The 13,312-nt window shown below is 70.9% G+C and carries 12 protein-coding genes; 9 read left to right on the top strand and 3 right to left on the bottom strand.

Annotated features, from left to right (window positions below; translation table 11 throughout):
* Positions 1-18 precede the first annotated feature (18 nt).
* Positions 19-582: a YbjQ family protein gene (locus ABZU74_RS02040; RefSeq protein ID WP_124854714.1), complete on the bottom strand. Its 564-nt coding sequence runs from the start codon at positions 580-582 to the stop codon at positions 19-21.
* 24 nt (positions 583-606) lie between these two features.
* On the bottom strand, positions 607-1,290 hold the full coding sequence (locus ABZU74_RS02035) for a DUF1986 domain-containing protein (protein WP_355417279.1): 684 nt from the start codon (positions 1,288-1,290) through the stop codon (positions 607-609).
* A 355-nt stretch (positions 1,291-1,645) separates the two neighbouring features.
* Here ABZU74_RS02035 and purS point away from each other — a divergent pair, with 355 nt between their 5' ends.
* From purS to ABZU74_RS02015, 4 genes are all read left to right on the top strand, one after another.
* On the top strand, positions 1,646-1,909 hold the full coding sequence (purS, locus tag ABZU74_RS02030; RefSeq protein ID WP_030491392.1) for a phosphoribosylformylglycinamidine synthase subunit PurS: 264 nt from the start codon (positions 1,646-1,648) through the stop codon (positions 1,907-1,909).
* Positions 1,906-2,589, top strand: coding sequence for a phosphoribosylformylglycinamidine synthase subunit PurQ (gene purQ / locus ABZU74_RS02025; RefSeq protein ID WP_355417276.1), 684 nt, complete (start codon positions 1,906-1,908; stop codon positions 2,587-2,589). The genes purS and purQ overlap by 4 nt, the downstream gene beginning before the upstream one ends.
* A 67-nt stretch (positions 2,590-2,656) precedes the next feature.
* Entirely contained in the window at positions 2,657-5,326 is a 2,670-nt protein-coding gene (gene purL, locus ABZU74_RS02020) for a phosphoribosylformylglycinamidine synthase subunit PurL (RefSeq protein WP_355417273.1), read from the top strand.
* Positions 5,327-5,330: 4 nt separating this feature from the next.
* Complete coding sequence (locus tag ABZU74_RS02015) at positions 5,331-6,086, top strand: 2-phosphosulfolactate phosphatase (protein ID WP_355418219.1); 756 nt, start codon at positions 5,331-5,333, stop codon at positions 6,084-6,086.
* Positions 6,087-6,309: 223 nt separating this feature from the next.
* Here the strand turns inward: ABZU74_RS02015 and ABZU74_RS02010 are convergent, their stop codons facing one another.
* Positions 6,310-8,085: a carboxypeptidase-like regulatory domain-containing protein gene (locus ABZU74_RS02010; protein ID WP_355417270.1), complete on the bottom strand. Its 1,776-nt coding sequence runs from the start codon at positions 8,083-8,085 to the stop codon at positions 6,310-6,312.
* A 428-nt stretch (positions 8,086-8,513) separates the two neighbouring features.
* Here ABZU74_RS02010 and ABZU74_RS02005 point away from each other — a divergent pair, with 428 nt between their 5' ends.
* From ABZU74_RS02005 to amcA, 5 genes are all read left to right on the top strand, one after another.
* Positions 8,514-8,867, top strand: coding sequence for a sterol carrier family protein (locus ABZU74_RS02005; RefSeq protein ID WP_355417267.1), 354 nt, complete (start codon positions 8,514-8,516; stop codon positions 8,865-8,867).
* Between the two features lie 166 nt (positions 8,868-9,033).
* Complete coding sequence (gene purF / locus ABZU74_RS02000; RefSeq protein WP_355417264.1) at positions 9,034-10,572, top strand: amidophosphoribosyltransferase; 1,539 nt, start codon at positions 9,034-9,036, stop codon at positions 10,570-10,572.
* A gap of 57 nt (positions 10,573-10,629) precedes the next feature.
* The gene (gene purM, locus ABZU74_RS01995) at positions 10,630-11,784 is read left to right on the top strand and encodes a phosphoribosylformylglycinamidine cyclo-ligase (protein WP_124777677.1); all 1,155 of its coding nucleotides are present in this window, start codon (positions 10,630-10,632) and stop codon (positions 11,782-11,784) included.
* A gap of 126 nt (positions 11,785-11,910) precedes the next feature.
* Positions 11,911-13,014 carry a cyclophane-forming radical SAM peptide maturase AmcB gene (gene amcB / locus ABZU74_RS01990; RefSeq protein WP_355418217.1) on the top strand — a complete coding sequence of 368 codons (1,104 nt, stop codon included), beginning with the start codon at positions 11,911-11,913 and terminating at the stop codon, positions 13,012-13,014.
* Entirely contained in the window at positions 12,983-13,210 is a 228-nt protein-coding gene (amcA, locus tag ABZU74_RS01985; protein ID WP_124821604.1) for a multiple cyclophane-containing RiPP AmcA, read from the top strand. Before amcB ends, amcA begins: the two co-directional genes overlap by 32 nt.
* Positions 13,211-13,312 lie beyond the last annotated feature (102 nt).

Genomic DNA, 13,312 nt, shown 5'->3' with positions numbered 1-13,312 from the left:
CGTCCCGGGTGGGGTGGGTTATTCGCCGGTTGGGGTTTCGGCGGCGGTTCTGAGGTTGGGGGCGCTGGCCGGTTCGGCGATGCCGCCAAGCGACTCGGCGAAGCCTGCGGGCTCCGCGGTCTCCGCGGCGACCGCCGGCTGGTCGGCCGGCATGACCTCGGGCATCTTGGGTACGGCGACCACGGCGGTCCCGTACGCGCAGATCTCCATCCACATCTCGCCGCAGTCCCGGCTGTCGAACCGCATGCCGATCACCGCGTTCGCGCCGAGCCGCAGGGCCTCCTCGCCGAGGCGGGCCACCGAGTCGGTGCGCCACCGGGTCAGGTTGTCCGGGGCCATCGGGTCGTACGCGCCACCGCGCAGGTTCTTGACACCCTCGCGATACGGGTTGCGCGTCCTGGCCATCGATGACACCACCTCACCGAGAATCTGGCGGATCTCGTAGCCGGGCAGTTGCTCTGTCGTCACGACCAGCACGGTTCCGATGCTGTCAGGAGTGGCGCGACCCGATCGTGTGCATTGTTCACCTGATCGGATGCTGCAAAACGACGCGGCGCGGACGGCCGGCACGTGGCCGACCATCCGCGCCGAGCCGGGCGCTAACCGTCAGACACCGGCCACCGAGGTGATCCAGGCCCGGTTGTACGCAACGCTGCCGTAGTTCTGGATGCTCGACCCGTCGGCGGTGGAGGCGACGCCTACCTGCTGGCCGTTGTAGAACTGCGGGCCACCGGAGTCACCACGCCAGGCGTTGCCGTTGATCCGGGTGCTGCGGATCGCCTGGCCGCCGTACGCGTCGGTGGCGCTGTTGCTGGTCACCCGGACGGTGGCGGTCTTCAGCACGGTGGACGCCGAGCAGCCGCTGTAGCAGGTCATGCCCCAGCCGTAGATCGAGTTCGTCGAGTTGATCGGCGGGTTGCTGCTGGCCAGGCTCACCGTGGAGGTGCTGACGGTGCTGGAGAGCCGCATGAGCGCGAGGTCGTTGCGGGTGTAGGTGGCGCTGACCGTGCGGGTGACCCCGCCGGAGGTGCGGTTCACGCTGCCGACGCGCACCGACATGGTGCCGCTGATGCAGTGCCGGGCGGTGAGCACCCACTGCGCGGCGATGACGCTGCCGGAGCAGGTGAACGAGCCGTTGCTGAACACCGCGGCGGCCCAGGGCGCGGAGGAGACGGTCTCGCCGCCGATGATGGGTTGCGGGCCGGCTGGGGCGGCGGACGCGGCGGACGTGACGCCGAGGGCGCCGACCAGTGCGGTGCTGAGTACGGCGAGCAGGGGGCGGATGCGCATCGGGTGGACTCCTTGGACGGGGCGGCCCGGGATCGCCGGGTGCGGGTGGGGCGGCAGCGGGGGTTCCCGCGAGCGCCTGGATCGACTTACGTCGATGTACAGTAGGGCCCGAAGCGATCGTTATCAAGGATAGGATCGAGGTCGGTCAATGTAACGATTCGGCCACCCGTTGCGCCGTATATGTCCTGCTGAGGCCGCCTGTCACGCCTGACGGGTCACCCTGAGCGTCAGTAATGTCGATCACTGCCTGAACTGCACCCGGCCGGTGCGTCCGCGGCGATATCTGCCAGGTACGCTGGCTGCGCTCGCCCATTGTGGGTCGGCACCCAACTGCGTACACAGTCAGGAGTGCCCAGTGCCTCGCGTCGTCGTCGACGTCATGCTCAAGCCCGAGATCCTTGATCCGCAGGGCCAGGCCGTCGCAAACGCGCTGCCCCGGCTCGGCGTCGGTGACGTCGCCTCGGTTCGGATCGGCAGGCGGATCGAGATCGAGTTCACAGGTGAACCGGACCTGGACCGCGCTCGGGAGATTGCCGACAAACTGCTCGCCAACCCGGTCATCGAGGACTTCACCGTCCGCCTGGTCGAGGCCGACGAGACCGCGGACGCCCGCTCGTGACCGCCCGGGTCGGTGTGGTCACCTTCCCCGGCTCGCTCGACGACGGGGACGCGGCCCGGGCCGTCCGGATCGCCGGCGCTGAGCCGGTCCGGCTCTGGCACGGCGACCCGGATCTGCACGGCGTCGACGCGGTCGTCCTGCCCGGCGGGTTCTCCTACGGTGACTACCTGCGGTGCGGTGCCATCGCCCGGTTCGCCCCGGTGATGGAGACGATCGTGGACGCCGCCCGGGGTGGTCTGCCGGTGCTCGGCATCTGCAACGGCTTCCAGATCCTCTGCGAGGCGCACCTGCTGCCCGGCGCGCTCACCCGCAACCAGCACCTGCACTTCCGCAACCGGGACCAGGTCCTGCGCATCGAGTCGGCCGGGACCGCGTGGACCAACGCGTTCCAGCCCGGCCAGGAAGTGCTCATCCCGGTCAAGAACGGCGAGGGCTGCTACGTCGCGGACACCGCGACGCTGGACCAGCTCGAGGCCGAGGGTCGGGTCGTCGCCCGCTACCTCGGCGGCAACCCCAACGGGTCCCAGCGCGACATCGCCGCGATCACCAACGCCGCCGGCAACGTCGTCGGCATCATGCCGCACCCCGAGCACGCGGTGGAGGCCCTCACCGGCCCTTCGCTGGACGGCCTCGGCTTCTTCACGTCGGTCCTCAAGCACCTGGTGGGGGCGCCGGCATGACCGGCGGCACGATCATCGGTCAGCTCAACCGCCGGTCTGGCGGGCACGAGCGCAGCGAGGAGAGGTCATGACCACCCATCCGGACCCGGTACGGGACACACCGGAGGCGTACTCCGCCCCGGCGCAGCCGGCCGAGCCGAGCCCGGCGCAGCAGGTCGCACAGGCGACCGCTCCCGTTCAGCCGGCCGCCGCCGTGTGGACCGAGGGCGTGGACACCGTGCCGCGTGCCGGTGGCACCCCGGGCGAGCTCCAGCCGTACACGGAGCTGGGCCTGCGCGACGACGAGTACGACCGGATCCGGCAGATCCTCGGCCGTCGGCCCACGCAGTCCGAGCTGGCCATGTATTCGATCATGTGGAGCGAGCACTGCTCCTACAAGTCGAGCAAGGTGCACCTGCGTCAGTTCGGTGAGAAGGCCCCGCCCAGCGACCGGATGCTCGCCGGCATCGGTGAGAACGCCGGTGTCGTGCAGATCTCCGACGAGCTGGCGGTGACCTTCAAGGTCGAGTCACACAACCACCCGAGCTTCGTCGAGCCGTACCAGGGTGCGGCGACAGGCGTCGGCGGCATCGTCCGGGACATCCTCGCCATGGGCGCCCGCCCGATCGCGGTGATGGACCCGTTGCGCTTCGGTGCCGCGGACCACCCGGACACCGCCCGGGTGCTCACCGGCGTGGTCGCCGGCGTGGGTGGCTACGGCAACTGCCTCGGCCTGCCCAACATCGGTGGTGAGCTGGTCTTCGACCCCTCCTACCAGGGCAACCCGCTGCTCAACGCGCTCTGCCTGGGCGTGCTGCCGGTCAGCCGGCTGCAGAACAAGGCCGCCGCCGGCCCGGGCAACGTTGTCGTGCTGATGGGCGCCAAGACCGGCCGGGACGGCATCGGCGGCGTGTCGGTGCTGGCCAGCGCGACCTTCGACGAGGGCAGCGAGGCACGTCGACCGGCCGTGCAGGTCGGCGACCCGTTCACCGAGAAGCTGCTGATCGAGGCGTGCCTCGAGCTGTACGACGGCCAACTGGTCGTCGGCATCCAGGACCTCGGCGGCGCCGGCCTGACCTGCGCGCTCACCGAGACCGCCGCCGCTGCCGGCACCGGCATGCGGGTCTGGCTGGAGCGGGTGCCGCTGCGCGAGCCGTCGATGGACCCGCACGAGATCCTGGCCAGCGAGTCGCAGGAGCGGATGCTGCTGGTCGTCGAGCCGGAGAAGCTCGACGCGGTGCTCAAGACCTGCGAGAAGTGGGGCGTCCTCGCCACCGCGATCGGCGAGGTCACCGCACCGGAGCCGGACGGCCGCCCGGGTCGACTGCTGATCACCTGGCAGGACCACCTGGTCGTCGACGTGCCGCCGGGTTCGCTTGTCGATGACGGCCCGGTCTACGCCCGGCCGATGCGTGAGCCGGCGGACCTGATCCTGCTCCAGGCCGACCGGGCCGAGACGCTGCCCCGCCCGGCCGACCCGGAGGCGCTGCGGGAGACCGTGCTGCGCATGATCGCGTCGCCCAACCTGGCCGACAAGACCTGGGTCACCGAGCAGTACGACCGTTACGTGCTGGGCAACACAGTGCTCGCCCAGCCGGAGGACGGCGGCGTGATCCGGGTCGACGAGCGGACCGGGTTGGGTGTGGCGCTCTCGGTGGACGGCAACGGCCGGTACGCCAGGCTGGACCCGTACAACGGCACCAAGCTGGCACTGGCCGAGGCGTACCGGAACGTGGCGGTGACCGGCGCGAAGCCGATCGCCGTCACCGACTGCCTCAACTTCGGGTCGCCGGAGGACCCGGGCGTGATGTGGCAGTTCGCCGAGGCCGTGCGCGGCCTGGCGGACGGCTGCCTGGAGCTGGGCATCCCGGTGACCGGCGGCAACGTCAGCTTCTACAACCAGACCGGCGCTGCGGCCATCCACCCGACCCCTGTGGTCGGCGTGCTGGGTGTGCTGGACAACGTCGCCGACCGGGTGCCGATGGGCTTCGTGCCGCGCGCCGGCGGCGACCACGACCAGCTCTACCTGCTCGGTGAGACGAACGTGGAACTGTCCGGTTCGGAGTGGGCCTGGGTGACGCACGAGCACCTCGGCGGCATTCCGCCGCAGGTCGACCTCGGGCGGGAGAAGGCGCTGGCCGAGCTGCTGGCCGAGGCGGCCCGGGTCGGCCACCTGGCCTCCGCGCACGACCTCTCCGACGGCGGCCTCGCCCAGAGCCTGGTCGAGTCCTGCCTGCGTCGTGGCGTCGGTGCCCGGGTCGCCGTGCCGGAACAGTTCGCCGAGGGCTCGATGCCGTTCGTCTACCTGTTCAGCGAGTCCGCCACGCGGGCGCTGGTCTCGGTGCCGCGCGGCCACGACAAGGCGTTCGCGGCGCTCTGCGCCGAGCGGGGTGTGCCGTTCGAGCTGATCGGCGTCACCGACCCGACCGGCGGGGCGCTCGAGGTGCACGGCCAGTTCCGGATCGGCCTGGACGAGCTGCGCACCGCGCACACCGAGACGTTGCCGCGCCTCTTCGGAGGCTCGGCGGCCGTCGAGGTGCCCGCGCCGGCTGCCGGTGTGGCGGGTGCGGTCGAAGCCGTGCCGCTGCCGGTCGCGCCGGCCGAGCCGGTCGACGCGGCGGCCGTGGTCTCCGAGCCGATCGCCTCCTCGGGGCCTTCCCCGGAGACCGGCGCGGTCGAGCCGATCGGGTCAGAGCAGCCCGGCGGGGCGTCCGAGTCTGACTCCGGTGTCACCGAGCCGTCGCCTGACGAGCGCTGAGGCGTTGGCGGCCGCCGTCTACGGCCAACCCGGATCGGGTGCCCGGTTCGACTGGGGGCTGACCGGGGCGGCCGAGCTCGGCCGTGTCTGCGCGGCGCTGGTGGTGGTGGACGTCCTCTCGTTCACCACCGCCGTGGAGGTGGCGGTCGCCAGGGGCATGCGGGTGCACCCGTTCCCCTGGGGTGAACAGGCCGCCGAGTACGCCGTCCGGGTCGGCGCGACCGCTGCGGTCGGCCGGCGGCAGACGACAGCGGACCATCCGTGGTCGCTCTCGCCCGCCGCGCTGAGCAACGCGCCAGTGGTGGCGGACCTGGTCCTGCCCTCCCCGAACGGCTCCGCCATCAGTGCCGCCGCCAGCGCCACCGGTCTGCCGGTGGTCGCGGCGTGCCTGCGCAACGCACGCGCCGTCGGGCGTTGGCTGCGCCGCCAGGGTTACGGCACGGTGGACGCCCCGATCGGCGTGATCGCCTCCGGAGAACGGTGGCCGGACGGGTCACTGCGTCCGTCGGTGGAGGACCAGCTCGGCGCCGCCTCGGTGCTGGACGCCCTCTCCGGCGTACCGGGTGGGCTGTCGGTGGAGGCGGCCATGGCGCTCGCCGCGCTGGCGAGCACCCCGGATGTGCCCGCAGCCGTTCGCGGCAGCGTCTCCGGGCGGGAGTTGACCGAGAACGGCTTCGCCAGGGACGTGGATGTCGCCGTCCGGATCGGCGTGTCGGACGTCGTGCCGGTGCTCCACCAGGGCGTCTTCTCCGCCGCCTGACCGGGCTGTCCCGCCTGGCCGGGCCGTGCCGCCTGGCCGGGCCTGTCCCGCCTGGCCGGGCCGGCCGCCCGTGTTTGCCCCGCACCCTGTGATCAACTCGGCTTCCTGGAAGTCGGGGTGTCCAGGGCTGCGAGACCGCCCGACTTTGCCGATCGCGAGTGGATATTGCAGCGAAACGGCCACCCGGAGATCCGGGTGGCCGTTTCCATGTGCTGTGGTGGGGTCAGTCGTCCAGCCAGTCGAGGCGACGACCGCCCCGCTCGGTCGGCGGCGGGGTGTCCGGCCGGTTCCGCCCGGCGGGCTGGCCGTAGCCGCCCTGGTCGTAGCCCCGGTCGTCGTAGCCGCCGCGCTGCTGCGGAGGCTCCTGGCCGTAGTTGCCGCCCTGGTCGTACCCGCCGGCGGGCTGGCCGTAGCCGCCCTGGTCGTAGCCCCGGTCGTCGTAGCCGCCGCGCTGCTGCGGAGGCTCCTGGCCGTAGTTGCCGGCCTGGTCGTACCCGCCGGCCGGTTGACCGTAGCCGCCCTGGTCGTACCCGCCAGTCTCCGGAGCGCCGTACCCCGCTGTCGGCTCGGCAGCGCGACCGCCGTACGGGGCGGCCTCGGGCTGGCCGTAACCCTGCCCCTGCTCCGGCTGGTAGACGCCCGTGGCGTACGGGTCGGCCGGTGCCGGGTACTGGGTGCTGTCGCCGGTGTACCGGCCGGTCGGCTCGTCGAACCGCTCGCCGTACGCCGCTCCGCCAGCGGGAGCCGCCGGATAGGCGGTGGTGCCACCCGGGGCGTCGTAATCGCGACCGCCGTAGCCACCGCCGGAGGCCGGCGCGTTGCCATAGCCGGCACCGGAAGCCGGCGCGTTGCCGTATCCGCCACCGGAGGCCGGCGCGTTGCCGTAGCCGGCACCGGACGCGGCACCGTAACCGTCACCGGCCGCACCGGTGCCGTAGCCGCCTTCCGCGCCGGCCGGAGCGCCGTAGCCGCCACCGGAGGCGGGAGCGTTGCCGTAGCCGCCGGCACCGTACCCGCCGGGCGCCGGCTCGTCGCCGTAGCCGGCGCCGCCCCAGCCCTGCTGACCCGCGCCGCCGTACGCCTGGGCAGGCGCGCCGTACGGGTCCGGCGGAACGTCGTCGACCACCGGGCGATGCATCATCGTCGGCGCCTCACTCAGTGCCGCGCCACCGACCATTGTCGGGTCCGCGCCACCGCCGGGACGACCGCCGACCACCCGGGTGTGGTCGTCGGGGCCGCGGAACCCGCCCCGCGAGGGCGGCACCACGCCGCCACCACCGGCGGCCGCCGGAGCGTCATCGTCGTCGCCGTTCTCCTTGCGCTTCATCCAGAGCAGCACGATCGTGCCGACACCGGCGGCGACCAGGAGACCACCGAGCAGGATGATCATGTACGAGCCGAGGCCACCGCTGTCCTCGTTGTTCGCGGCGTTCGCCGGAGCACCCTGGCTGGCCTCCTCGGTGGGCTCCTCTTCGGTGCCCTCCTCGGTCGCCTCGTCGGTGGGAGTGGCCTCGGGGGTGGCGGACGGGGTGGCGCTGGGCGTCACCTCGACCTTGATCGCGAGGCTGAGCCGCTGCCCGGTGACGGCCTGCCCTGCTGCGGCGTTCAAGGACTTGAACGCCTTGATGTTGTCGAACGACGCGCCCAGGTCGATCCGGCCGGGTGCGATCGGCTTGTCGGTGGTGCCGGTGAACCGGAAGTCGCCGCTGCCGTTGCTGGTGGCGTCGTAGCGGTGACCGGCGGTGTCCTGGAGCACCACGAAAGCGTTCGGTACGGCCTTGCCGTCAGCCTGCGCGACCACCTTGCCGGAGACCGACCGCACGGTCTGGTTCTGCGGCGGCGGCGCTGCCTTGGCGACCAACGTGACGGTGGTCGACGCCTCTTCGCTCTGCTTCACGACCCCGGTGGAGTCCGTCGCCTTGACGGTGATCGTGGCGCTGCCGTTGGCTGCGTCATCCGCAGCCTTGAAGGTGGCGTCGAAGGTGCCACTCGACGTCACCCGGCCGCGAGAGCACCCGTCAATGCAGGTCAGCTTCGAGCTGCTCGAGCTGAAACTGATGTCGGCAGGCCCTGCGTCGTCTTCGAAGGCGAGTCGATAGCTGATCTTCGTGGTCTTGCCGGCCTCGACGCTGCTCGGCGAAGCCGAAACATCTGTAACGTTAGGAGCGGCCATGGCTGGTGTGGCGGGGACGGCGAGCAGAGCGCCGGCAACCAGCGCTACGACCACACCGGCCCGCTGCTTCCAGGCACGTCGGTGTGTTGACACGTCCACCGCCTTCCGGGCTGACTTCCCTCTGACCGGCGGGGCGCCGGGCCGGGGATCATCACGGTACGAATACGCCGTCGGCAACTATGCCTTGTCCGACTGCATGAGCGCGACCCAGGGCCAGCGTCGCGTGTCTGGCCTGGGGGTCGTATCGTCCCGTCGTGTCCTCTCCGCACAGTAAGTCCGCTGCCGTTACGGCCGCGTTGTCGGCGCTCGACGAGGGGCGTACACCCGAACGGCCGGTGTTCCGAGAGGCGGTCCGGTCGTTGTTGGCCGTCCTCGCGGAGCGCGCCCCCGGCCGATCGGTGGAGGTGCGCGTCCCACCATACGGGGCGATCCAGTGCGTACCGGGGCCTCGACACACCAGAGGAAATCCACCAAATGTGGTCGAGATGGCCCCGAACACCTGGCTGGAGCTGGCTACCGGCCGGGTTGACTGGGTGTCGGCGGTCACCGACGGTCGCGTCCAGATGAGTGGCAACCGGGCGGACCTCTCGGCGTATCTGCCCCTCTAGTCGTCCCGATGTCCCACTCACCGTGACGCTGAGCAGCGAAATCGTGACTTTCTGTATTGACGCCGATTCGCGTACACTGTCAGGCGATGACAGGTCCCGGCAGAGGAGAGTGGATCCGCCCGTGATCCCCGCCCAGCCGGTCCAGACCAGCATGAGGGAGCGGTAGGTGCCCCGAGGCGACGGCCGGCTGAGCCACGACCTTGACCCCCAACGACCTGGCCCCCAGGATGCCTGTGGCGTCTTCGGCGTCTGGGCCCCCGGCGAAGAGGTTGCCAATCTGACCTACTTCGGCCTCTACGCCCTACAGCACCGCGGCCAGGAGGCTGCGGGCATCGCGGTGAGCGATGGTTCCGGCGTGGTGGTCTACAAGGACCTCGGCCTGGTGGCGCAGGTCTTCGACGAGCCCACCCTGGCGAGCCTGCGCGGTCACCTGGCGATCGGGCACGCCCGATACTCCACCACCGGCGCGTCGAACTGGGAGAACGCCCAGCCGACGATCCGGTCGACCACCTCCGGCACGACCATCGCGCTGGCCCACAACGGCAACCTGGTCAACACCGCCGAGCTGGAGAAGGAGGTCGCCGAGCGCGGTCTCATCGCGGACGGTTCGACAAACGACACCTCTCTGGTGACGATGCTGCTCGCCAGCCGACCGGATCTGTCGGTCGAGGCGGCCGCGCTGGAGGTGCTGCCGCAGCTGCGCGGCGCGTTCAGCTTCGTCTTCATGGACGAGTCGACCCTCTACGCGGCCCGCGATCCGCATGGCGTCCGCCCGCTGGTGCTCGGCCGCCTGGAGCGCGGCTGGGTCGTTGCCAGCGAGACGGCAGCACTGGACATCGTCGGCGCCAGCGTGGTGCGCGAGGTCGAGCCGGGCGAGTTGATCGCGATCGACGAGAACGGGCTGCGCTCCACCCGGTTCGCCGCACCGGAGCCGAAGGGCTGCCTCTTCGAGTACGTCTACATCGCCCGCCCGGATGCCACGATCGCCGGGCGCAACATCCACGCGGCACGGGTGCAGATCGGCCGACAGTTGGCCAAGGAGCACCCGGTCGAGGCCGACCTGGTGATCCCGGTGCCCGAGTCGGGCACCCCGGCCGCGATCGGCTACGCGGAGGCGTCCGGCATCACGTACGGCGCCGGCCTGATGAAGAACCCGTATGTGGGGCGCACCTTCATCCAGCCGTCGCAGACCCTGCGTCAGCTCGGCATCCGGCTCAAGCTCAACCCGCTGCGGGAGAACGTCCGCGGCAAGCGGTTGGTGGTCGTGGACGATTCGATCGTGCGCGGCAACACCCAGCGCGCCATCGTGCGGATGCTGCGTGAGGCGGGGGCGCTGGAGGTGCACGTCCGGATCTCCTCGCCGCCGGTCAGCTGGCCGTGCTTCTACGGCATCGACTTCGCCACCCGGGCGGAGCTGCTGGCCAATGGGCTGGACAACGATGGCATTCGGCGCTCCATCGGCGCCGACACGCTGGGTTACGTTTCGCTTCCCGGCCTGATCGCCGCGACCGAGCAGCCGAAGACCCGGTTGTGTCGGGCATGTTTCGATGGGGAGTACCCGATCGAGTTGCCGGCCGGCAACCTGATCGGCAAGCACGTGCTCGAAGGTGTGGGTCGACGCGTCGCCAACTCGGCGTCGGAGACCCCGCACACCAACGGCTCGTCCGTCGCCACTCCGGGTGGCGTTACCGCAAACCGCCCGTAGCACCAACCGGCGCGGCCCGGCTATCGCCGGCGGCACCGAGAACCAAAGGGGAGAACCGTGACGCACGTGTCCGAGCGCAGCGGCGCAGGAAGCAGCCCGACCGGCGCCGGCGGCGACCGCCAGCCGTGGACGGGCGGCGCTGGCCGCCAGGCGCGCAAACGCTCGGTCTCGTACGCCGACGCCGGCGTCTCCATCGACGCGGGCGACCGCGCGGTGGAGCTGCTCAAGTCGAAGGTGCGGCAGACCCGCCGCCCCGAGGTGCTCGGTGACCTCGGCGGCTTCGCCGGCCTGTTCCGGCTGGACACGAAGAAGTACAAGAGCCCGATCCTGGCGTCCTCCACCGACGGGGTGGGCACCAAGCTGGTGATCGCTCAGCAGATGGACATCCACGACACGGTCGGCATCGACTTGGTCGCCATGGTCGTGGACGACCTGGTGGCCTGCGGCGCCGAGCCGCTGTTCCTGCTCGACTACATCGCCACCGGCGAGGTCGTTCCGGACAAGGTCGCCGAGATCGGCGCGGGCATCGCCGACGGCTGCCGCTACGCCGGCTGCGCGCTGCTGGGCGGGGAGACCGCCGAGCACCCCGGTGTCCTGCGCCCGGACGAGTACGACATCTCCGCGACCGGCGTGGGCGTGGTCGAGGAAGCCGACATTCTCAGCCCGGAGCGGGTCGAGGTGGGCGACGTGGTGATCGCCATGCGCTCCTCCGGCCTGCACTCCAACGGATACTCGCTGGTCCGGCACGTGCTGCTCGGTGCTGCTCGGATGCGTCTGGACATCGTGATCGACGACTTCGGTCGGCAGCGGACCCTCGGTGAGGAGCTGCTCACCCCGACCAAAATCTACGCCAAGGACTGCCTCAAGCTGATCGCCGAGGCCGAGGTGCGGGCGCTGTCCCACATCACCGGTGGTGGCATCCCCGGCAACCTGGTCCGGGTGCTGCCCGAGCACGTCGACGCGGTGGTCAACCGGTCCACCTGGAAGCCGCAGCCGATCTTCGACCTGATCCAGACGAAGGGTCGGATCGACGACCAGGACATGGAGTCGACCTTCAACATGGGCGTCGGCATGTTCGCGATCGTGTCGGCCGAGGACGCTGACCGGGCGCTGGCCACCCTGACCGGCCGTGGAGTCGAGGCGTGGCAGGCCGGCGAGATCATCGAGGGCACCGGCAACGTGCAGATGGTCGGTCAGCACACCCGAGGATGACCACCCTCCGGTGATCGTACGGGCATCTGATCAGGGCTTCACCCGAGTGGCCAATGCCGCCTAGCCTGAAGGGCTAAGGCTAGGCGGAGGAGGGCGATGGCTGCTCAGGGACAGTCGTTCAGCGGGATGCGCGGTCTGGCCGCTGTCCCGTCGTACGTCGTCATGCAGCCCACCACCCTCTGCAACCTCGACTGCGCGTACTGCTACCTGCCGTTTCGGTCCGCCGACCGGCGGATGCCGGTGGCGGTGGCCGAGGCGGTCGCGGCCGCGGTGAACCCGTGGGCGGTGAACGGTCGCTTCTCCGTGGTGTGGCATGGCGGCGAGCCGTTGGCGGCCGGTCGGGACCACCTGGCCGATCTGATCGCGCCGTTCGGGCCCGAGGTCGAGCACCACGTGCAGACCAACGCCACGCTCATCGACGACGACTGGTGCGATTTCTTCGTCCGGCACGAGATGCGGGTGAGCGTGAGCGTCGACGGGCCCCGGGCGCGCAACGGTGACCGGGTCAACCGGGGCGGTCAGCCGGCGTACGACCGGATCCTGCACGGCATCTCGGCGCTGCGCCGGCGCGGTCTGCCCTTCTCCGCGTTGGCCGTGGTGTCCCGGCCGGAGCCGGGGCTCGCCACCGAGCTGTACGACTACTTCCTCGAGCTGGGCTGCGACGTGCTGGGCATCAACATCGAGGAGACCGAGGGCGTCAACACCCGCGACAACCGCCACGACCCGTCTGCGGTGTCCGCGTTCTGGGCGGAGTTGGTCGGGGCGTGGCGCCGGGAGCCCCGGATCCACCTCCGCGAGATCGAGTGGTCGTTGCGCTACGCCGCGGCGGTGCTCGACAACTCGGCGGACGGGGTGCTGCCCCGTCACCTGGACCCGATCCCGACGATCGGTCACGACGGCTCGGTGATCGTGCTCTCCCCGGAGCTGGCCGGTTTCACCGGCCCCCGCTACGGCGACTTCAGCAGCGGCAACGTGCTGACGACCCCGTTGACGCAGATCCTCGCCAGCGCGGCGGCGACGCCATGGGTGGGGGAGTTCCTGGCCGGGGTGGAGGCGTGTCGGGCATCCTGCCCGTACTTCGGCTTCTGCGGTGGTGGCCATGCCGCCAACCGTTACTTCGAGCTGGGGCGTTTTGACGGTACGGAGACCGAGCACTGCCGCAACAGCAAGATCCGCCTATTGGAGGGAGTGTTGGAGCATGCCCGAGACCACGAGTCACCGGCGGCCTGAGCGCGAAGCGGACGACGGAGTCACCGAACGGGTGCGAGACGCGGCTCCCGCGCTCGTCGCGCTGCTCCAGGAGGCCGAGGACGCACGGCGGCTGCGCTCGGAGGTGTCGGGCGGAGACGGCTCCAGCGCGGTCTGTGCCTGGAACCACTTCGAGAACATCCCGACGTTCTACAACTGGAACAATCGCCCGCGCTGAGGGGGCCGTCGTCAGGGGCCTGTCGAGCGGCCGGATCGCTCCGGTCGGGCCAGGCCCCTGATCGTCGGCGACTGCACCGGCACAGGACGCGCGTGAGCACGC

Source organism: Micromonospora sp. NPDC005171, from assembly GCF_040608575.1.
In the GTDB taxonomy this organism is placed as follows: domain Bacteria; phylum Actinomycetota; class Actinomycetes; order Mycobacteriales; family Micromonosporaceae; genus Micromonospora.
Note: the sequence above shows the minus strand (reverse complement) of the source record. Positions and strands in the feature narration are given on the sequence as shown.

Bases quoted from the DNA above. Each gene is read 5' to 3' on its own strand.
- ABZU74_RS02040 (WP_124854714.1), bottom strand. From the start codon at position 582: ATGGTCGGCCACGTGCCGGCCGTCCGCGCCGCGTCGTTTTGCAGCATC.
- purL (WP_355417273.1), top strand. From the start codon at position 2,657: ATGACCACCCATCCGGACCCGGTACGGGACACACCGGAGGCGTACTCC.
- ABZU74_RS02035 (WP_355417279.1), bottom strand. From the start codon at position 1,290: ATGCGCATCCGCCCCCTGCTCGCCGTACTCAGCACCGCACTGGTCGGC.
- amcB (WP_355418217.1), top strand. From the start codon at position 11,911: ATGCGCGGTCTGGCCGCTGTCCCGTCGTACGTCGTCATGCAGCCCACC.
- amcA (WP_124821604.1), top strand. From the start codon at position 12,983: ATGCCCGAGACCACGAGTCACCGGCGGCCTGAGCGCGAAGCGGACGAC.